Raw genomic sequence first — 21,207 nt, forward strand, 5'->3', positions numbered from 1 at the left:
TTAATTCTTTTCTACTGTAAATAGTTTTCGGTAGATTTTTTCTTGATCTTGTGTAGGTGCAATCTGGTTCAAGTCCAAGTAGTGGGTGAAGCCATTCAATTGCCCCTGAGAGGTGTACTGGTGAAGATCATACTCATCATCAGTAGATGGAGCTGCATTGTAATAGCCATCATCATACCCATAAGTTGGAATCCAGAGGGCGGTAAATTTATCAGTGGAGATACTATGTTCTTCCATGAAATAGGTCCCAATATAGATTCCGATATTTTTGGCTCCCAATGATGCTAGCTTGGCACGGAAGGCTTCCACTCCAGCGTTCATATCACCCATGGTTTTTTCTTCTACATCCAGCCAATAATAGGTTGGTTTGTATTTTTTGGATGCCTGATAGAACTCTTCTGCTTCCTTTTCCATTTCTTTCTTGTCCTTGGCAGCTACGTAAGCATATACCGCAACTGGAATATCTCGTTTTTGAAACTCTTTAATATGAGTTTCGTATGATTTGTCTATTCCATTTAAATAAGTCGCAGCATTTTCTTTTTTAGCTTGAGCGCCACTATGAACGCGAACAATGACTCCAGAAACATTCTGTGCTAAGAGATCATAATCAATCTCGCTTGGTAATTGCCAACCAGAGATGTCAATAATTGGTCGATTCAAAAATTCTTGATCTAGTTCTTTTACTGAATCAGAAGAAGAACTAGATGGGACTTTTGATTGATTGGTTTTCTTTGCCTCTTGTGTAGTCTTGCTTCTAGCAAGTTGATTCCTTTGAATATCTGCTACTGTTTTAGAAATGAGCAGAAAGGAAAAGATGCTTAGGAAAAAGACGAAGAGGACAATTGGTTTAATCCTTTTTCTCATACAGAATCATTTTACCGCAAAAGATGGAAAAAGGCAAAACAAAGAGTCTGAAAGCACAAAAACAAACGATTGTCGTAAAGATGCGGATTACTTTTTTGGACTAAGCTAGTAGGAGGAATAAAAAAGGGCTAGACTGATCTGATTAATCCTCTATGACAGGTGAAAACCGAATCTTATTTGGTATTTCCTTTTTTTTACTATTGAAAGGTGATATAATGAAGACTGAAAATTAGAAGTATGGGTGTTACATGAAATTAGAAAAACGTCATTTTTTAAACTATTCAATCCTGATTCCGTACCTCCTTTTGTCAATATTAGGATTGATTATTGTCTACTCGACAACGAGTGCATTAGCCATCCAAAAAGGAGTTAGTCCTTTTGGGATGATCAAAAGCCAGGGAATCTTTTTTGTTCTGAGTTTGGTTACCATTCTCTTTATCTATAAGGTGAAATTGAATAACCTTAAGAAAAAGGCTTTCATTGGGATTGTTATCATTGCGGAGACGATCCTTCTCTTGCTATCGCGTTTTATCACAGACACGGTGAATGGGGCGCATGGGTGGTTGAATTTTGGAGGTTTCTCTATTCAGCCAGCTGAGTACTTGAAAATTATCCTAGTTTGGTATTTGGCCTTAGTTTTCTCTAAAAAGCAAGAAGAGATTCAGCAATATGATTACCAGGCACTTACCCATAATCAATGGATTCCTCGTGATTTGGCAGATTGGCGTTGGATGGTGCTCTTCTTGATCGCTATTGTAGTCATCATGCCAGACTTAGGAAATGCGACCATTCTTGCACTGACAACCTTAATTATGATTAGTGCAAGTGGGATAGCTTACCGCTGGTTCTCAAGTCTATTAGCTATCCTAGTAGGAGGTTCAACCGTTCTTCTTTATTCCATTCAGCTAATTGGGGTAGAGCGTTTCTCTAAAATCCCTGTCTTTGGATATGTAGCGAAACGTTTCAGTGCTTTTTATAATCCCTTTAATGATTTATCAGATTCTGGACACCAATTGGCCAATTCCTATTACGCCATGAGTAATGGGGGCTGGTTTGGCTTAGGGCTTGGAAATTCGATTGAAAAGCAAGGGTATTTGCCAGAAGCACATACAGACTTTGTCTTTTCGATCGTCATTGAAGAACTTGGTTTTGTGGGAGCTAGTCTCATCTTAGCCTTGTTGTTCTTCTTAATTTTGCGTATTATTCTTGTGGGGATACGGGCAAGAGATCCATTTAATTCGATGATGGCCATCGGTATAGGAGGGATGCTTCTGACTCAAACCTTTATTAATATTGGTGGGATTTCTGGGTTGATTCCTTCGACAGGGGTGACCTTCCCCTTCCTATCACAAGGAGGAAATAGTTTGTGGGTCTTATCCATTGCGATTGCCCTTGTCTTAAATATTGATGCGAGTGAAAAGCGCGCCCTGGCTATTCAAGAGGCTCCTTCATACGAGAAGCCTCAGAAGATCCAAAGCTATTACTAAGCCGGAGTGAGTAAAGAAAGGAGTTATCATGACTTTACAAAAACTAGAGAGCTATACCAACAAAGAGATTATCAAAGAAGAAGTTGAGATTTTAACCACTATTTTAGAAGACATTGCTAAAAATTTGGTGAGTCCAGAAACCTTTGATAAGATTCTTGAATTGAAAAAACTATCTGTCTCAAAAGATTATTTAAAATTGGATCAAATTGTTAGAGAGCTATCAAATGAAGAGATGATCGTGATTTCTCGATACTTTGCCATTCTCCCCTTATTGATTAATATCTCTGAAGATGTCGATTTGGCTTTTGAAATCAATCATCAGAATAATGTGGGACAGGACTATCTAGGCAAACTATCGTCAACCATTCGCCAGGTGGCTGAGACTGAAAATGCTCAGGAAATTTTGGAACGCCTCAACGTGGTACCAGTATTGACAGCTCATCCGACCCAAGTGCAACGGAAAACCATGTTGGACCTAACCACTCACATTCACAGTCTTTTGCGCCAACATCGGGATGTGAAAGCAGGCTTGATGAACGAGACCAAATGGTACAATAATTTGCGTCGAAATATTGAAATTATGATGCAAACCGATATGATCCGTGAAAAGAAACTCAAGGTAACCAATGAGATTACCAATGTCATGGAATACTATAATAGTTCCTTCCTTCAGGCTGTTCCTAACTTAATGTTGGAATACAAACGTCTTGCCAAGGAGCAAGGGATTGAGTTACAGCAACCTAAACCGATTACGATGGGAATGTGGATCGGTGGTGACCGGGATGGGAATCCTTTTGTAACCGCAGAGACCTTGAAGCGATCAGCTACCATTCAAAGTGAAGTCATTCTGAACTATTATATTCAGAAAATCTCTAGTCTTTATCGGAATTTCTCCCTCTCTACCAATCTTTCAAAAACCAGTCAAGCGGTTGAAGAGATGGCGGCCCGTTCGAGTGATACATCTGTCTTTAGAGAGAAGGAGCCTTACCGTCGGGCCTTCCACTATATTCAATCTAAATTGGTCCAAACCTTATTGAATATTAAGGAATGGTCAGTAGTTGGCTCAACAGTAGATGACCGTCATCCGATTGAACGTCTTCTCGGTGCTCACACCCATCAACAAGGAGTGGTTTCCGATTATATCGGTACCCGTATCAGTGGTGCTATCCAAGAGTTGGCAGAAGATCGTCCTCCTTATTACGAAACAGTTGAAGAATTTAAACAGGATTTGACCCTGATTCAAGAATCATTGATTGAAAATAAGGCAGAGGCTTTAATCTCAGGTGAGTTTGCTGAGTTATTAGAAGCAGTAGAGGTCTTTGGATTCTTCTTGGCTTCGATTGACATGCGTCAAGATTCGAGTGTCCATGAAGCCTGTGTGGCAGAACTATTAAAAGAAGCAGGGATTAATGATCACTACAGTGATTTGTCAGAAGACGAAAAGTGCGAGTTGCTTTTACAAGAGTTGTTAGAAGATCCTCGGATTTTATCTGCTACCCATGCAGAAAAATCAGAATTGCTTGAGAAAGAATTAGCTATTTTCCAAACAGCGCGTGAATTAAAAGACCGCTTAGGAGAAGATGTCATTCGTCAAACCATTATTTCTCATGCAACCAGTGTATCGGATATGCTTGAGTTGGCCATCATGTTGAAAGAAGTGGGACTGATTGACAAGGAAAGCGCACGTGTGCAAATTGTTCCTCTCTTTGAGACAATCGAAGACTTGGACCAATCTGAAGATACGATGAGAAAGTATCTGTCACTTCCAATTGCTAAACGCTGGATTGCTTCTAAGAACAACTACCAAGAAATTATGCTTGGTTATTCTGATAGTAATAAAGACGGTGGTTATCTATCTTCTTGTTGGACTCTTTATAAAGCCCAACAACAATTAACAGCGATTGGTGACGAATTTGGTGTCAAGATCACCTTCTTCCATGGCCGTGGTGGAACGGTTGGTCGTGGTGGTGGCCCAACCTATGAAGCGATCACCTCACAACCATTGAGATCTATCAATGACCGAATTCGTTTGACTGAGCAAGGTGAGGTCATTGGCAACAAATATGGGAACAAGGATGCAGCTTATTACAACTTAGAAATGTTGGTCTCTGCAACGATTAACCGGATGATTGCTAAGAAGAAGAGTGAAAAGAGCATGTCCGATCAGTACAATGAGATTATGGATCAGATTGTCAATCGTAGCTACGATATTTATCGTGAACTGGTTTTTGGCAATGAACATTTCTATGATTACTTCTTCGAATCCAGTCCAATTAAGGCCATTTCTAGTTTCAATATTGGTTCGCGTCCAGCAGCCCGTAAGACCATCAAAGAAATCGGTGGCTTGCGTGCCATTCCTTGGGTCTTCTCATGGTCACAGAGCCGCGTGATGTTCCCTGGCTGGTACGGTGTAGGGTCCAGTTTTAAAGAATTTATTGATGCAGACCCTGAAAACATTGAAACCTTGCGTTATATGTACCAAAAATGGCCATTCTTCAAGTCTCTTCTTTCAAACGTAGATATGGTGCTCTCAAAAGCCAATATGAACATCGCATTTGAATATGCCAAGCTGTGTGAAGAAGAGGAAGTTCGTGATATCTTCAATATTATCCTGGATGAATGGCAACTGACCAAGGATGTTATTTTACAAATTGAAGGGCATGATGAACTCTTAGCTGAGAACCCTTATCTAAAAGATAGTTTAGATTATCGTATGCCATACTTTAATGTTCTGAACTATATCCAATTAGAATTAATTAAACGCCAAAGACGTGGTGAATTGCCTGCAGATCAGGACAAGTTGATTCATATCACAATCAATGGTGTCGCGACAGGATTGCGTAATTCTGGTTAATCGTGAACCCTAAAAACCAATCTCAATTAGAGGGATTGGTTTTTTACTGGAATAAATTGGAAATGTTTGTGAAAAAACAGAAAATAGGAGAGAAATAATGAAATAACTAGCTGTTTGTTTCAAAGAAGTAATGGAAGTATAAATTCACAAACTTCCATTTGGACAAATTCATTTAAGAAAAAAGAAATAAGAAAAAAAGCTAGTAAAACACTTGCAATTTAGACGAAATTTGATAAAATAGTAAGGAAAGTTAGACTGTATTGCCTACTGTCTATCTATAAAATATATTTTATTGGAGGCTTTTACTCAAATGGCAAAAGAAAAATACGATCGTAGTAAACCACACGTTAACATTGGTACTATCGGACACGTTGACCACGGTAAAACTACCCTAACTGCAGCTATCACAACTGTTTTGGCACGTCGCTTGCCTTCATCAGTTAACCAACCAAAAGACTATGCGTCTATCGATGCTGCTCCAGAAGAACGCGAACGCGGTATCACCATCAACACTGCGCACGTTGAGTACGAAACTGAAAAACGTCACTATGCTCACATCGACGCTCCAGGACACGCGGACTACGTTAAAAACATGATCACTGGTGCTGCCCAAATGGACGGAGCTATCCTTGTAGTAGCTTCTACAGATGGACCAATGCCACAAACTCGTGAGCACATCCTTCTTTCACGTCAGGTTGGTGTTAAACACTTGATCGTCTTCATGAACAAAGTTGACTTGGTTGACGATGAAGAATTGCTTGAATTGGTTGAAATGGAAATCCGTGACCTTCTTTCAGAATACGATTTCCCAGGTGATGACCTTCCAGTTATCCAAGGTTCAGCTCTTAAAGCTCTTGAAGGTGATTCTAAATACGAAGACATCATCATGGACTTGATGAACACTGTTGATGAGTACATCCCAGAACCAGAACGCGATACTGACAAACCATTGCTTCTTCCAGTCGAAGACGTATTCTCAATCACTGGACGTGGTACTGTAGCATCAGGACGTATCGACCGTGGTATCGTTAAAGTCAACGACGAAATCGAAATCGTTGGTATTAAAGAAAAAATCCAAAAAGCGGTTGTTACTGGTGTTGAAATGTTCCGTAAACAACTTGACGAAGGTCTTGCAGGGGACAACGTTGGTGTGCTTCTTCGTGGTATCCAACGTGATGAAATCGAACGTGGACAAGTTATTGCTAAACCAGGTTCAATCAACCCTCACACTAAATTCAAAGGTGAAGTTTATATCCTTACTAAAGAAGAAGGTGGACGTCACACTCCATTCTTCAACAACTACCGTCCACAGTTCTACTTCCGTACAACTGACGTAACTGGATCTATCGAACTTCCTGCTGGAACTGAAATGGTAATGCCTGGTGATAACGTGACTATCGACGTTGAGTTGATCCACCCAATTGCCGTTGAAAAAGGTACTACATTCTCTATCCGTGAAGGTGGACGTACTGTTGGTTCAGGTATGGTTACTGAAATCGAAGCTTAATTCGATCTAGTTCCCAGATTAACAATTATATAGACAGACAAAAAACCCCGTGAAGACGGGGTTTTTATTATGCTAAAAAGCAAAATGATCTTGTGCAACCTTTCATTATGACGAAAATTATGGTAAAATAGGTTATATAAAATTAGAAAAACGAGGTGTGTGAAATGTCACGTAAACCATTTATTGCTGGTAACTGGAAAATGAACAAAAACCCAGAAGAAGCAAAAGCATTCGTTGAAGCTGTAGCATCAAAACTTCCTTCATCTGACCTTGTTGAAGCTGGGATTGCAGCTCCTGCCCTTGATTTGACAACTGTTCTTGCTGCGGCTAAAGGTTCAAACCTTAAAGTTGCTGCTCAAAACTGTTACTTTGAAAACGCTGGTGCCTTCACTGGTGAAACTAGCCCACAAGTTTTGAAAGAAATCGGTACTGATTACGTCGTGATCGGTCACTCAGAACGTCGTGACTACTTCCATGAAACTGATGAAGATATCAACAAAAAAGCAAAAGCAATCTTTGCTAATGGTTTGCTTCCAATCATCTGTTGTGGTGAGAGCCTTGAAACTTACGAAGCAGGAAAAGCTGCTGAATTCGTAGGTGCTCAAGTATCTGCGGCTTTGGCTGGATTGACAGCTGAGCAAGTTGCTGCATCTGTAATCGCTTATGAGCCAATCTGGGCTATCGGTACTGGTAAATCAGCTTCACAAGACGACGCACAAAAAATGTGTAAAGTGGTTCGTGACGTTGTAGCAGCTGACTTTGGTCAAGAAGTAGCTGATAAAGTACGTGTTCAATACGGAGGTTCAGTGAAACCTGAAAACGTTGCAGAATACATGGCTTGTCCAGATGTTGATGGAGCTCTTGTTGGTGGTGCATCACTTGATCCAGAAAGCTTCTTGGCATTGTTGAACTTCGTAAACTAATGCAGAATAAAAAAGGCGAGGGACTTCTCGTCTTTTTCATATGAAAAAACCAGCTAGAAGGCTGGTTTTTTTTTATGAACGTCCTAAGATTCGTTTGATCAAGGACAAGGTTTTAAATTTCAGAGGATTTGGGTAATATCGGAAGGTTCCCATCTTACGGACAATATATCCGTTGAAGTTTTGTTTGAAACGAAGAACACCGTCTGAGCCGTCAAAGATTCCTTGAATGCCTAGGAAATTGTATAAGGTGATTCCTTTTTCTAGTGCGCGCTTCATTGCATGGTATTGAATCAAGAAGGCGGCAGAAAATTTCTGATATTTGGTATACGAACCACCAAATAAATAGGTCACTTCTGATGGATTATAGATGATGAGGGCGCAGGCCAAAGGAACAGTTTCAGCAGTTTCATCAGCCAAGGTCTCTCGGACAATTGTCTTTTGTTTCTCTAATTTTTGTAGCTGTTGCTCATATTGTTTAGATGAAGGATTTAGTAAGGAAATCTTCTGGTCTAAGTAAGCAAGTGCATCAGTTGTATTGATTTCAGCAATGAGAAATTCTGCATTATCCTTAAAGGTATCATAGAGATCGTAGTAGTAGTCTAGACTCTTGTCTTCAAATCCTTGACGTTTTCCAGTTTCTTCAATAATTTTTTTAAACTGAGGGATCTCATCTCTACTAATATTTCGGATGGAAATGTCATAGTTAAGGGCAGTCGTAATATTACGGCTACAGTTTTTGTTGAAGGATTTTAGGAGAGATTTCGCATCATAATCAGTTAGGTCTTTCAGATAATGCCAAACAGGTTCTCCTCCTGGATAGCCTACTTGTAAGCCATCAAATTGATAGCCAAGATCCAGTAATGAATGGAGAAGTTGTTTTTGCTCTTCTTCGGTCGGGTTTCCATTGCTATCGAAAACTTGATAGTGGTCATAAGGTTTTAAAATAAATTCGATACCACCATTTTCTTTTACATAATCCTGCAATGCTTCGTAAAAATCTGGTAGGTAGCGAGCATCCGTCACGATTGGTCCACTATTGATTTCGTAATGCAAGCCTCCCGTCATGGGTAGGCTATATAAAATGGCAGAGATAGCTAATGTTCCTTGCTCTTCCCATCCAATATATTGAATAGTTGCGCCTCTTTTTTGAAGCAAATCAGCCATTTCAATACTCTGTAAAAAAGAGTGATTGGAAGTAGTGAGAGAGTGTTGGTAAAATTCTTCCCTACTAATAATATTGAATGTCATAGGTCACCTTACTGTTTATTTCTTAGTTTTTTTCGTAATTGATAGGCTTTGTTAACAAGGGGATAAAGAATACTTGTTGGGAGGTTGAATTCGCCAACAAATTCTTCGATCATTGGATTAAATTTTGACTTGAAGTGGTAGAGTCCTCCATCTAAATGGTTCTCAACTCCTCCCATATTTTGCCAATCAGCTCCACGGTCAAAGGCATGCTGGGCTGTTTCATACCAAGTCAAAATAGCTGGTTGATAACGGCGGAAGTTCTCATCCATCCCTGCATAGACATTCTCTGAAGTGCCTCCAAATTCAAGAGTCAAGGTTCCAGAAAGAGAAACGATTTCTTGGCTGTCTTTTAGCTCTTGATTGAGAAATTGGATTTCTTCTTCCAAACGTTCTTTTTCTTGACGGTTGTTATCAACCTTGCCTGGTTTTGTTTTTTCGTTAAAACGACTAGCTTCTGCTTGATTTTTTTCAAGTTGCTCTTTGAGTGAAGCAAGGCGTTGAGCCAAGTTAATTCTTGATAGAGTGATGTAAGATTGCCCTGCATAGGTTGTTAGCAGTTTCTCATAATAGTCTTTTCCACGAAGATGGATACCTTTACGAGCCTCTGTTTTTTTCATTAGAGCTGCAAATTCGTCTAAGAGTTCAGTGCCTCCAAAGATGACTTCGACTCCTTTATTTCGGGCGGTCCGAATGGCTTGCTTGGTGGATTTAGACAGTTGGTCCTCTGTGAAGTATTCCTTGTAGATATTGGCCTGGAAACGTGGTTGAATGGTTTCTCCCATGTCCTCCGTCCGACCAACCCATTCCACTCCACATTCTTTTAAAGATTGGATAATCGCTAAAGTAGCCTCTTGATGTTTTGCCTCTTGGCCAATTAACCCTTTTCTTAGGAAAAGAGAGGGATCAAATTTGGCGAAAACAGCTCGCTTGCTTTTAGCATATGTTTTGATGGATTGGAGCATAAAGGCCACTAATTCGCTATTTTGGTAATCCATTATAGGTCCACGTGGGATATAGAGCATAGTAAAACCAAGTGGGAGTGGTTGGATTAAAATACTTGCAACTGCAACTAGTTTTTGATCTTGGTAAATCCCAAGGCGTTCATTGCCCCAGTTATCTTTGATCTTTGCCCAATCTGAGCTTTGAAGCAAATTGGTCTGGGGGCTATTTTTAACGAATTCATCATGTTCTTCGGCTGTAATACCGATTTTATAACTATACATTAATGGAGTACCCACTTTCTAAGGGCGTAAGCGACACCCGACTCATCGTTGGAGCGCGTGATGACTTTAGCGATCTTTTTTAATTCAGGACTGGCATTGTCCATTGCTACAGGGAGACCAGCAACCTCTAGCATGGCCTGGTCGTTTTCTTGATCTCCGACCGCCATCACTTGGTCTGGACTTAGGTTTAACTTGGACGCTAACTGTAAGAGAGCTTGACCTTTATTTACTGTCTTAGGTAAAATCTCAAGGTAAAAAGGTGCGGAACGCACAATCGTAAAACGGTCGTAAAAATTATCCGGAATAGCGGAGAGGACCGTTTCTAAGACTTCCGGTTCGTCGACATACATACACTTGAGAACCGTATGATGCTCCATTTCTTCAGGAGTCCGATAGAAAAGATCCGAGTGGACCAATTTGGCTTCATGGACGGTATAGGTACCAATGTTACGATTAGCTGTATAAATGCCAGACTTGGTACTAGCATGCATAGGAACAGCTAACTTACGAGCTAGCGCTTCAATATCCAAATAATCGTTGTAGGAGAGGTGTTCTTCATAGAGAGTTTCACCAGTGTGGGCGTCTTGAATCAGTCCCCCATTGAAGGTGATGACGAGGTCACCTGGTTGATCCAAATGAAGTTCCTCCAACAATCGAAGGACACCAGAACGAGGACGACCAGTTGCTAAGACAACATGAACCCCTTGAGCTTTGGCATCTTGGATAGCCTGGAAAACTTCGGGGGTTACTTGGCCGTCAGACGTTAAAAGGGTTCCATCGATATCCAAGGCAACAAGTTTAATGTTCATGTTTCTCTCCTGTGAAGGTATCGTTAATAATATAGGACTGGAATAATTGTAGTTGAGGTGTAAACAAGCTATTTTCAAGCAACATTTCTTTCGGGAAATAGAAGCGGTTATCCCCTTGTCTACTACCAGCTAAGGAAGCAACGATAGGAGAGAGTAAGGATAGCTCAGCTAATTTACCATCCTTTTGGATGATCTCAATTTGAGTACGAGGTTTTTCTGAATCTGGTCGGTAAACGTCGTAAGGAAGGTCAAAGTTTCGATGGATAGCTGTATAATAGATCGGATCAAAACCAACCTCTTGAATCAGTTGTTTGAGAGCAGCTAATTGTTTTTCATCCTTATCTTGAAAGAGAATGGATTTGAAAACCTTGCGATTGATAAAACGCTGGGCCAAATCAGAGAGAACAGAATCAGGACTCTCCATCCAAGATTGAAAATAGGTATTCATGACGCCGTCGTCCAAAGCCAAGTAATCGGCAAGGTTCACTTGGTGTTCAAAGAATGGAATCAAGCGAGGTGAAGTCGCGTGAAAGAACTCCTTGTGCGTAGCATAGAGATGACGTGCTCGCTTGAGTAGGTTTTGCAATAGGACTTCCATTGCTCTAGTGGCTGGGTGAAAGTAGACCTGCATATACATTTGGTAACGAGAAACAACATAATCTTCAACCGCATGCATCCCATTGACCTGAAAGGCAATCCCGTTTTCTACTGGACGAATAACACGCAAAATACGAGTTAAATCAAAGTTTCCGTAAGAGGCACCAGTGAAGTAGGCGTCTCGTAGAAGGTAATCCATGCGATCGACATCAATCTGACTAGAAATTAACTGCACCACTTGTTTATTAGGGTAGGTGTGGTCGATAACACTGGCAACCTTTTGAGGGAAATCTGGAGCTACTTGAATTAAAATCTGGTAGATTTCCGTTTCAGGACAGGTAATGATTTCCTGGGTCATTTTTTCATGATCTGTATCAAATAGTCCTTCAAAGGTATGTGAATAGGCCCCGTGTCCAATGTCATGGAGCAAGGCGGCAACCATGGTAAGGAGGGATTCACTCGAGTCCCATTGGTCGGTATATTTCTCATCAAAGATAGATAAGATACGACGAGCAATTTCGTAGGCTCCTAGACAGTGCGAAAAACGACTATGCTCGCCCCCATGAAAGGTAAACCCAGAGGTTCCCAACTGTTTGATGCGACGTAGTCGTTGAAATTCTTTTGTATTAATGAGCTTGTAAATGACTGGGTGATCCACGTGGATATAGTTGTGCACAGGATCCCGAAATACTTTTTCATTCATGCCTCTATTATAGCAGAAAACAGCTTAAATTGGTATCGAGAGATGGTTGCAATAGGAAAAAGAAAGAAGTTTTTGGTAAAATAAAGGAAAGAGGGAAAGGATGGGAACTTTTGAAAATTAGAATACAAAATCAGATTCAATTTGATGATCAACTCGAAGTGATGGATCAATATTACGAAGGGGAATGGAAGGAAAAGGGTGGCTATCACTATCTGCTTTACGTCAACGAAGAAGGAGAAAAAGTAGCTTTGAAATTCCATGATCAAGAATTGACCATGACTCGCTTCTCAACTCCAAAATCCATCATGAAATTTATGGCTTCAGAGAAAGGTCATGCACTCATTCCAACTCCCCTAGGCATGCAGCAATTTGTGATTGATACCAAGGAATATGTATTGGAGCAAAATAAGCTTGGTTTGTCCTATCAGTTGTTGACGGCAGATGAAAGTCAGCAATTCGCTACCTATCACTTAGAATTGACTTGGGAAGACTAGTTTATCAGTAGTTTTTCTTGATTTTTTTACGAGTTGTGGTATAATGAAACCACTCAAGGGAGTAGCTGGCGGATTTCCCGCGATAGTGTCGTCATTACGAATTATTTCCGGCACTATATTAAACAGCGAGACTTGTTTTTTTAAAAAACAGGTCTCTTTTTTGTAAAAAGAGGCCAAAAAAGGAGGAGACTGTTTTGTCAAAAGAACAAAATAAAGACTTGTTTTACACTCAAACCGCAGAAGAAGTCCTAAAGAAATTGGACTCATCTATCGAAGGTTTGTCAACTGCTCAAGCTCAAGAACGCTTAGCGACTTATGGTCGTAATGAGTTAGAAGAGGGTGAGAAACGTAGCCTACTAGCTAAATTCCTTGATCAATTTAAGGATTTGATGATTATCATCTTGCTAGCGGCAGCGGCACTTTCTGTGATTACAGAAGGGATGGATGGTTTAACAGATGCGATTATCATCTTAGCTGTTGTTGTCTTGAATGCTGCCTTTGGGGTTTACCAAGAGGGGCAAGCTGAAGCGGCCATTGAAGCTCTGAAAAATATGTCTAGCCCCATGGCCCGTGTTCGTCGTGATGGTCATGTTATTGAGATTGACTCAAAAGAACTGGTGCCTGGGGATATCGTCTTGCTAGAAGCGGGAGATGTGGTGCCTGCTGATATGCGCTTGTTTGAAGCAGCTTCCCTTAAAATTGAAGAAGCAGCTCTTACAGGGGAGTCTGTTCCAGTTGAAAAAGATGTGACAGGACTTGTTGAAGCAGATGCTGGTATCGGGGACCGTGTTAACATGGCTTACCAAAACTCTAACGTAACTTACGGTCGTGGTATTGGTGTCGTAACCAACACTGGTATGTATACAGAAGTTGGTAAGATTGCGGACATGTTGGCCAATGCAGACGAAACGGAAACACCGTTGAAGCAAAGCTTGACTCAATTGTCTAAGACTTTGACTTACTTAATAGTTGTGATTGCAGTGATTACCTTCTTGGTTGGCGTCTTCGTTCGTGGAGAACATCCATTGGAAGGTTTGATGGTGGCGGTAGCCCTTGCGGTTGCGGCTATTCCAGAAGGACTTCCTGCTATTGTCACCATCGTTCTCTCTTTGGGAACGACAACCCTTGCAAAACGGAATTCCATCGTCCGTAAATTACCAGCGGTTGAAACGCTTGGTTCAACAGAAATCATCGCATCTGATAAAACAGGTACTTTGACGATGAACCAAATGACGGTTGAGAAGGTTTATACCAACGGTCAATTGCAAAGCTCGGCAGCAGAAATTGCTGCTAGCAACAATACGCTTCGTATCATGAACTTTGCCAATGATACCAAGGTGGACCCAGCTGGTAAGTTGATTGGGGATCCAACTGAGACTGCTTTAGTACAGTTTGGTTTGGACCACAATTTCGACGTCCGTGAAGTCTTGAAGGATGAGCCACGTGTGGCTGAATTGCCATTTGACTCAGACCGGAAACTCATGTCTACCATTCATAAGGAAGCTGATGGCTCTTACTTTATCGCTGTGAAGGGTGCCCCTGACCAATTGCTCAAACGTGTGACTCGTATTGAAGTCAATGGGGAAGTTCGCCCAATCACAGAGGAAGATAAGAAAGCTATCCTTGCTACCAACAAAGACTTGGCCAAACAAGCCCTTCGTGTCTTGATGATGGCTTATAAGACAAGCAATGAAATTCCAACCTTGGAATCTGAAATTGTTGAATCTGACCTTATCTTCTCTGGTTTGGTCGGCATGATTGACCCTGAACGTCCAGAAGCTGCAGAAGCTGTTCGTGTCGCTAAGGAGGCAGGCATTCGTCCAATCATGATTACTGGTGACCACCAAGATACAGCGGAAGCTATCGCCAAACGTCTTGGAATCATCGATCCAAATGATACAGAAGACCATGTCTTCACTGGTGCTGAGTTGAATGAACTCACTGATGAAGAATTCCAAAAAGTCTTCAAGCAATACTCTGTTTACGCGCGTGTATCGCCTGAGCACAAGGTTCGGATTGTGAAAGCATGGCAAAAAGAAGGCAAGGTTGTTGCCATGACTGGTGACGGGGTCAACGATGCTCCATCACTTAAGACTGCTGATATTGGTATCGGTATGGGGATTACTGGTACAGAGGTTTCTAAGGGAGCTTCTGATATGGTCCTTGCCGATGATAACTTCGCAACCATTATCGTAGCAGTTGAAGAAGGACGTAAGGTCTTCTCCAATATCCAAAAATCCATCCAATACCTCTTGTCTGCTAATATGGCTGAGGTCTTCACTATCTTCTTTGCAACCCTCTTTGGTTGGGACGTTCTTCAACCAGTGCATCTATTATGGATTAACTTGGTAACAGATACCCTACCAGCTATCGCTCTTGGTGTGGAACCAGCTGAGCCAGGTGTCATGACCCACAAACCTCGTGGACGTAAGTCCAACTTCTTTGACGGTGGGGTCTTTGGAGCCATCCTATATCAAGGAATCTTCCAAACTATCTTGGTACTTGGCGTATACGGATGGGCAATTCTTTTCCCAGAGCACCAGAGTCACGCAGAAATCCATGCGGATGCCCTTACTATGGCCTTTGCAACTCTCGGTTTAATCCAATTGCTCCATGCCTTTAACGTGAAATCGGTCTATCAATCGATCTTTAAAGTGGGACTCTTCAAGAACAAGACCTTTAACTGGTCTATCCCAGTAGCCTTTATTCTCTTAATGGCAACCATTATGGTACCTGGATTTAATAAACTCTTCCATGTTTCAAACTTGAGTTTGACGCAATGGTTGGTGGTTGCTGTAGGTGCAATTATGATTGTGGTTCTTGTTGAAATTGTCAAAGCCGTCCAACGTGCACTCGGTAAGGATAAAAACGCTATTTAAGCATTGAAAAGTCATCTTCGGATGGCTTTTTTTGTGTGCAGAAATGTCTGGGCATATTTCTTGAGTCCAGAATTGATTTTTGATAAACTAGACGACAGTTTGAAGAAAGGAAACTATATTATGAAAAAGTTTTTTGCTGAAGTAATCGGCACATTTATGCTTGTCTTTATCGGGACTGGCGCTGTTGTTTTTGGAAATGGAACTGAAGGTCTTGGGCATCTAGGAATTGCCTTGGCATTTGGTTTGTCAATTGTTGCAGCTGCATACTCTATTGGGACTGTTTCCGGTGCCCACTTGAACCCAGCTGTTTCTATTGCTATGTTTGTCAACAAACGCTTGTCATCTAAAGACTTGGTCAACTACATTGTAGCGCAAGTAGTGGGAGCTTTCCTTGCGACTGCTTCTGTCTTCTTCCTTTTGTCCAATTCAGGTATGTCAACAGCTAGTCTTGGTGAAAATGCCTTGGCTAAAGGAGTAACCCCATTTGGCGGTTTCTTGTTCGAAGTGATTGCATCCTTTATCTTTATCTTGGTCATTATGACAGTGACATCAGCTTCTAAAGGAAATGGTAAAATCGCTGGTCTTGTGATCGGTTTGAGCTTGACCTTGATCATTCTTGTTGGTTTGAATATTACAGGACTTTCTGTTAACCCAGCTCGTAGCTTGGCTCCTGCTCTCTTTGTAGGTGGTGCAGCTCTTCAACAAATTTGGATCTTTATCCTTGCTCCAATCGTTGGTGGTATCTTGGCAGCTCTTGTTGCAAAGAATCTCCTTGAAACAGAAGAATAAGCTATTTTAACGAAAAAAGATTTCGACTCCTTATGGGATCGAAATCTTTTTATTTTTTTTAGCAGTCAAGGATGGTTAAAGCTTGACGAAATTCATTTGCTAAATGTTGTCTTTTGTATTGATGAAATTCAGGTAAGCCCTTCACAGCATTGTAGCGTTTATGAAGGCGATACATTTGGGAAATCTTGTACTGAGGGAAGGACTTGAAAAAATCCTCCGTCAATTGCCATTCTCGAATATAGCCAAGGGGCCGCATGTGATAGTGAATGCCATCGATGACTCTGGAAGAATGGCGATGATGCAAGTGACCAAAGATCACATCTCTTACCCCATGTTTTACAAAGAGATCATGAAAAGCTTGACTACCTAAGAAGGCATTGAATTTCTGAAAGTAGGGGTGGCTAACGAGAAAATCCTTGTGGGGAACAAAGTGAAGAGCGACGATGATTCTACCATCTAAAGAAGCTAGTACCTGATCCAATTGGGAGAGAACTTCTTGCGTGATTGTTGGGTCGTCTAAGGGACGTTCCAATCTTCGATCAAACCAGAAAGTATTTTTGGTACGTAGGTGGACCTCCTTGCTCTTTTCAGGGACAAAGCTATAATCGTACCAACCAGCAAGACTGACTAAATGGCTATCTCCAAAGGTCTGGACTTGAAAATCATACTGATGGATTTCCTCCTCTGAGAGGTATAACATATCGTGATTGCCCAGATTAAAGGAAACAGGGAGCTGGGTTTGGAGCTCCTGAATAAAGGGGAGACTCATCTGCTTAAAGTTATTGGAAATGTCACCAGCTAGATGAAGGTGATCAATCTGTTCTTCTTGTAGGACCTGAAGGAGTTGCATGCGTTCGACCTCGCCAAACTGATTGGAATCCAGGTGCAGGTCACTCATAAAACCAATACGTGTCATATCACTAGTGTATCACAAGTTGATAAGAAAAAGAAAGTTAACCAACATGTAACAAATCTAACAATTATGTAACAAGGGAAGTGACAACGGCTTGGTTTTATACGATTTTTGTAGGATAAATGATTCCTACTATCTCTTACTATGTGCAAATGACGGGGTTTGTGGTATAATAGACTGATACTTAGAAAGAGGTACTTATGGATATTTCAGAAATCCGTCAGAAAATTGACGCGAATCGTGAAAAATTAGCTTCTTTCAGGGGGTCTCTTTGACTTAGAGGGTCTGGAAGAAGAAATTGCCATTTTGGAAAACAAAATGACAGAACCTGATTTTTGGGATGATAATATTGCAGCGCAAAAGACATCTCAGGAATTAAATGAGTTGAAACAAACCTACGAGAATTTCCATCAAATGACAGACTTGTTTGATGAATCCGAAATCCTTCTTGAGTTTCTCTCAGAAGATGAATCCGTTCACGAAGAGCTAGAAGAGAAGTTGATAGAGTTGGATAAGATGATGACCAGTTATGAAATGACGCTTCTCTTATCAGAACCCTATGATAATAATAATGCAATCTTGGAAATCCATCCAGGATCTGGAGGTACTGAGGCTCAGGACTGGGGAGATATGCTCCTTCGGATGTATACCCGCTTCGGAAATGCTCATGGTTTCAAAGTGGAAGTCTTGGACTATCAGGCAGGAGACGAGGCTGGGATTAAATCAGTGACGCTGTCCTTCGAAGGACCGCATGCCTATGGCTTGTTGAAATCAGAAATGGGTGTCCACCGTTTGGTACGGATCTCGCCATTCGACTCAGCTAAGCGTCGCCATACTTCCTTCACGTCAGTTGAAGTCATGCCAGAATTGGATGATACGATTGAAGTGGAAGTCCGAGATGATGATATCAAGATGGATACCTTCCGTTCAGGTGGAGCTGGTGGACAAAATGTCAACAAGGTTTCAACAGGTGTTCGATTGACCCACATCCCAACAGGGATTGTAGTGGCTTCGACGGTTGACCGGACTCAGTACGGAAACCGTGACCGTGCAATGAAAATGTTGCAGGCAAAACTTTATCAATTGGAGCAAGAAAAGAAGGCAGCTGAGGTGGACTCCTTAAAGGGTGATAAAAAAGAAATCACCTGGGGAAGTCAGATTCGCTCCTATGTCTTTACACCATATACCATGGTGAAGGATCATCGTACGAGTTACGAAGTAGCCCAAGTTGATAAAGTAATGGACGGAGATATTGATGGCTTTATTGATGCCTATTTAAAATGGCGTCTCAATTAAAGTCCTCCTTCTATATAAAATGTGGAAAGGAATTTTCAATACATGTCAATGATTGAAATGAAAGATGTTGTCAAAAAGTATGACAACGGAACGACAGCTCTTCGTGGAGTGACCGTTCATATTGAACCAGGAGAATTTGCCTATATTGTAGGACCTTCTGGTGCAGGGAAATCAACCTTTATTCGCTTGCTTTACCGTGAGGTGAAACATGATAAAGGAACCTTGAAAGTAGCTGGTTTTGACCTAGATAAAATTAAAAAACGCGATATTCCGATGTTGCGTCGAAATGTTGGAGTAGTCTTCCAAGACTACAAATTGCTTCCTAAAAAGACGGTATATGAAAATATTGCCTACGCAATGGAAGTAATTGGAGAGCGTCGTCGCAACATTAAGAAACGCGTTATGGAAGTGCTAGATCTTGTTGGTTTGAAACACAAGGTTCGTTCATTTCCAAATGAGCTTTCAGGTGGTGAGCAACAACGGATCGCCATTGCGCGTGCTATTGTGAACAATCCTAAAGTATTGATCGCGGACGAACCGACAGGGAACTTGGACCCAGATAATTCTTGGGAAATTATGAACCTCTTGGAGCGAATTAATTTACAAGGAACCACTGTTTTGATGGCGACTCATAATAGCCAAATTGTAAATACACTTCGTCACCGTGTTATCGCCATTGAAAATGGACGTGTTGTACGGGATGAAGCGGAAGGAGAGTACGGATACGATGATTAGAAGATTTTTCCGCCATCTCATTGAATCATTTAAAAGTTTAAAACGGAATGGCTGGATGACCATTGCTGCGGTTAGTTCGGTGATGATTACACTCGGACTAGTAGCAATTTTTGCCTCAGTGATTGCGAATACGATCAAGCTATCAGATGATATTCAAAATAGTGTACGAATTGTTGTCTATATGCGCAAGGATATCCAAGATCAAAGCCCGCAGATAGAAAAAGAAGGGCAGATGGTTGATAATGAAGACTACAAGAAAGTCTATAATGCGTTGACAGCCATGAAGAATGTTGATAAGGTTGAGTTCTCTAGCAAGGAAGAACAATATGAAAACTTGATCAAGACTGCCGGTAACAACTGGAAAATTTTTGATGGGGATGCCAATCCTCTCTATGATGCCTATTTTGTAGAGACAACGGCTCCTAAATATGTGAAAGAAGTTTCCAAGGCCGCTAAGAAAATTGAAGGGGTGTCTGAAGTAAAAGATGGAGGAGTTGATACTCAACGTCTCTTTGCTCTCGGAAACTTCATCCGTATTTGGGGTTTGATTGGTGCCGGTTTACTAATCTTTATCGCAGTCTTCTTGATTTCCAATACGATTCGGATTACCATTATTTCACGGAGTCGAGAAATCAAGATTATGCGTCTGGTAGGTGCTAAGAGTGGCTATATTCGTGCTCCTTTCCTTTTGGAAGGTGCCTGGATTGGCTTGATTGGTGCAATTCCACCTGCTCTCTTGCTCTATTATGTCTATAATATTGTCTACAAATCCATGTATAATACCCTACAAGATCAGAAATTGTTCTTATACAGTCCAAACCTTCTTGTTCCGATTATGGTCGGTGCTTTGTTTGGTCTCGGTATTTTAATTGGAGCACTAGGTTCATCGATTTCAATGAGACGTTTCTTGAAGATTTAAGAATATAAAAAAGAGGCTGGGACAAAAGTCCTAGCCTCTCAATTGTCTTTGGATTGTCGAGCAAGACGCAGTGGTTGAGTGGGCTCTACTACGCTGATTTCATCAGCTTTTATAGCCCCTACTCAACTGTGCGGAGGTGGGACGACGAAATCGAATTCTAACGAATGACCGATTTCTGTCCCACTCTCTTTTTTAACGATTTCGAAAGAAAGGATTAAACATTTTTTCATGACCGATGGTGGTATTATTCCCATGACCTGGGTAAACTGCATAAGAGGATGGAAGAGTGAGCAATTGTGTCTCGATGCTTTCTAGGAGTTGGGGACCGCTTCCTGTCGGCAAATCGGTCCGTCCAATGGTTTCTCGGAAAAGGGCATCACCTGTCAAGACGAGATGATCGTTAGGAAAAACTATAGAGGCACCTCCGATGGAATGTCCGGGTGTGTGAAGGACATAAAAATGGAAGTCCTTCAAATGGTAAGCTGTTCGGTAGTCAAAATGCTCTTCGGCTGGCTGGCAGACCACATCCATTAAGTCAGAATGTCGGTCTAGCCCCGAAAGATTGTCCACAGGACTTTGGAGCCAGGTCGCTTCATGAGCGTCTACATAAACAGGTGGATGGCCATAAGTTTCCCGCACCTTCTCTAAACTCATGATATGGTCGTAGTGGGTATGGGTTAGGAGAATAGCAGCAATTGGTTTTGCGAGATGATCAATGCGCTTTCGGATATCTTCCCAAGCACTGCCAGGGTCAACAACGAGAAGATCGTGCTCGTTTTCAAGTAGGTAGGTGTTTTCATAAGCGATGGGGTTGACAATACGGTGGATTTTCATAAGAGCTCCTTTCTCTATTAGTCTATCAAAAATATGATAAAATAGCTGACTAAAACGCCTCTAGAAACCGAAGAATCCTCGTTTGGTTAGTTTTAGCCCCTGCTATGTCATAAAAACCCAAGCAAAGCGAGTC

General features: G+C 41.3%; 17 protein-coding genes. 10 read left to right on the forward strand and 7 right to left on the reverse strand.

All coding sequences use genetic code 11. From position 1 onward, the window contains the following. A complete protein-coding gene (locus tag DW930_RS00375) occupies positions 1 to 864 on the reverse strand; it encodes a GH25 family lysozyme (protein ID WP_123159035.1) in 864 nt (287 codons plus the stop codon). A gap of 248 nt (positions 865 to 1,112) precedes the next feature. Here DW930_RS00375 and DW930_RS00380 point away from each other — a divergent pair, with 248 nt between their 5' ends. The 4 genes from DW930_RS00380 (at position 1,113) to tpiA (ending at position 7,635) form a co-directional block, all read left to right on the forward strand. Next, positions 1,113 to 2,351 (forward strand): FtsW/RodA/SpoVE family cell cycle protein, encoded by a 1,239-nt coding sequence (locus DW930_RS00380; RefSeq protein ID WP_120701758.1) that lies wholly within the window; start codon positions 1,113 to 1,115, stop codon positions 2,349 to 2,351. A gap of 28 nt (positions 2,352 to 2,379) precedes the next feature. Beyond that, complete coding sequence (ppc, locus tag DW930_RS00385; RefSeq protein ID WP_120701759.1) at positions 2,380 to 5,205, forward strand: phosphoenolpyruvate carboxylase; 2,826 nt, start codon at positions 2,380 to 2,382, stop codon at positions 5,203 to 5,205. Positions 5,206 to 5,515: 310 nt separating this feature from the next. Continuing rightward, positions 5,516 to 6,712, forward strand: a complete 1,197-nt coding sequence (gene tuf / locus DW930_RS00390) for an elongation factor Tu (RefSeq protein WP_023023854.1) — start codon at positions 5,516 to 5,518, stop codon at positions 6,710 to 6,712. Between the two features lie 164 nt (positions 6,713 to 6,876). After that, positions 6,877 to 7,635 carry a triose-phosphate isomerase gene (gene tpiA, locus DW930_RS00395; protein WP_023027078.1) on the forward strand — a complete coding sequence of 253 codons (759 nt, stop codon included), beginning with the start codon at positions 6,877 to 6,879 and terminating at the stop codon, positions 7,633 to 7,635. A 72-nt stretch (positions 7,636 to 7,707) separates the two neighbouring features. Here the strand turns inward: tpiA and DW930_RS00400 are convergent, their stop codons facing one another. From DW930_RS00400 to DW930_RS00415, 4 genes are read right to left on the reverse strand one after another with little or no spacing between them, the layout of a single operon-like run. Then, positions 7,708 to 8,883, reverse strand: a complete 1,176-nt coding sequence (locus DW930_RS00400; protein WP_023027077.1) for an aminoacyltransferase — start codon at positions 8,881 to 8,883, stop codon at positions 7,708 to 7,710. Positions 8,884 to 8,891: 8 nt separating this feature from the next. Then, positions 8,892 to 10,106, reverse strand: coding sequence for an aminoacyltransferase (locus DW930_RS00405; protein WP_123159036.1), 1,215 nt, complete (start codon positions 10,104 to 10,106; stop codon positions 8,892 to 8,894). Further along, a complete protein-coding gene (yidA, locus tag DW930_RS00410; protein ID WP_120701763.1) occupies positions 10,106 to 10,915 on the reverse strand; it encodes a sugar-phosphatase in 810 nt (269 codons plus the stop codon). Before yidA ends, DW930_RS00405 begins: the two co-directional genes overlap by 1 nt. Next, the gene (locus tag DW930_RS00415; RefSeq protein WP_048688696.1) at positions 10,905 to 12,215 is read right to left on the reverse strand and encodes an HD domain-containing protein; all 1,311 of its coding nucleotides are present in this window, start codon (positions 12,213 to 12,215) and stop codon (positions 10,905 to 10,907) included. The genes yidA and DW930_RS00415 overlap by 11 nt, the downstream gene beginning before the upstream one ends. 110 nt (positions 12,216 to 12,325) lie before the next feature. Between DW930_RS00415 and DW930_RS00420 the strand changes: the two genes are divergently transcribed. The 3 genes from DW930_RS00420 to DW930_RS00430 all read left to right on the forward strand — a co-directional run bounded on the left by DW930_RS00420 (position 12,326) and on the right by DW930_RS00430 (position 16,377). Next, on the forward strand, positions 12,326 to 12,709 hold the full coding sequence (locus tag DW930_RS00420; RefSeq protein WP_023023839.1) for a DUF1934 domain-containing protein: 384 nt from the start codon (positions 12,326 to 12,328) through the stop codon (positions 12,707 to 12,709). Between the two features lie 194 nt (positions 12,710 to 12,903). Beyond that, the gene (locus DW930_RS00425) at positions 12,904 to 15,588 is read left to right on the forward strand and encodes a cation-translocating P-type ATPase (protein ID WP_023027072.1); all 2,685 of its coding nucleotides are present in this window, start codon (positions 12,904 to 12,906) and stop codon (positions 15,586 to 15,588) included. Between the two features lie 120 nt (positions 15,589 to 15,708). Beyond that, complete coding sequence (locus DW930_RS00430; protein ID WP_023027071.1) at positions 15,709 to 16,377, forward strand: MIP family channel protein; 669 nt, start codon at positions 15,709 to 15,711, stop codon at positions 16,375 to 16,377. A gap of 58 nt (positions 16,378 to 16,435) precedes the next feature. Here DW930_RS00430 and DW930_RS00435 read toward each other — a convergent pair whose 3' ends face one another. Continuing rightward, positions 16,436 to 17,293 carry a metallophosphoesterase gene (locus DW930_RS00435; RefSeq protein ID WP_023027070.1) on the reverse strand — a complete coding sequence of 286 codons (858 nt, stop codon included), beginning with the start codon at positions 17,291 to 17,293 and terminating at the stop codon, positions 16,436 to 16,438. 197 nt (positions 17,294 to 17,490) lie between these two features. Here DW930_RS00435 and prfB point away from each other — a divergent pair. From prfB to ftsX, 3 genes are all read left to right on the forward strand, one after another. After that, positions 17,491 to 18,586, forward strand: a protein-coding gene (prfB, locus tag DW930_RS00440; protein ID WP_111674402.1) for a peptide chain release factor 2 whose coding sequence is annotated in 2 segments (ribosomal slippage) — positions 17,491 to 17,562 and positions 17,564 to 18,586 — 1,095 coding nt in all. Because the reading frame shifts where the segments join, the coding sequence is not laid out codon by codon here. 42 nt (positions 18,587 to 18,628) lie between these two features. Then, entirely contained in the window at positions 18,629 to 19,321 is a 693-nt protein-coding gene (gene ftsE / locus DW930_RS00445) for a cell division ATP-binding protein FtsE (protein ID WP_023023829.1), read from the forward strand. Beyond that, a complete protein-coding gene (gene ftsX, locus DW930_RS00450; protein WP_117744466.1) occupies positions 19,314 to 20,240 on the forward strand; it encodes a permease-like cell division protein FtsX in 927 nt (308 codons plus the stop codon). The genes ftsE and ftsX overlap by 8 nt, the downstream gene beginning before the upstream one ends. Before the next feature lie 192 nt (positions 20,241 to 20,432). On the opposite strand, the gene DW930_RS00460 is transcribed toward ftsX, so the two are convergent. Then, on the reverse strand, positions 20,433 to 21,074 hold the full coding sequence (locus tag DW930_RS00460; RefSeq protein ID WP_123159037.1) for an MBL fold metallo-hydrolase: 642 nt from the start codon (positions 21,072 to 21,074) through the stop codon (positions 20,433 to 20,435). Between the last annotated feature and the right edge of the window lie 133 nt (positions 21,075 to 21,207).

It is taken from the genome of Streptococcus sp. AM43-2AT (assembly GCF_003603405.1).
Lineage (GTDB): Bacteria > Bacillota > Bacilli > Lactobacillales > Streptococcaceae > Streptococcus > Streptococcus ilei.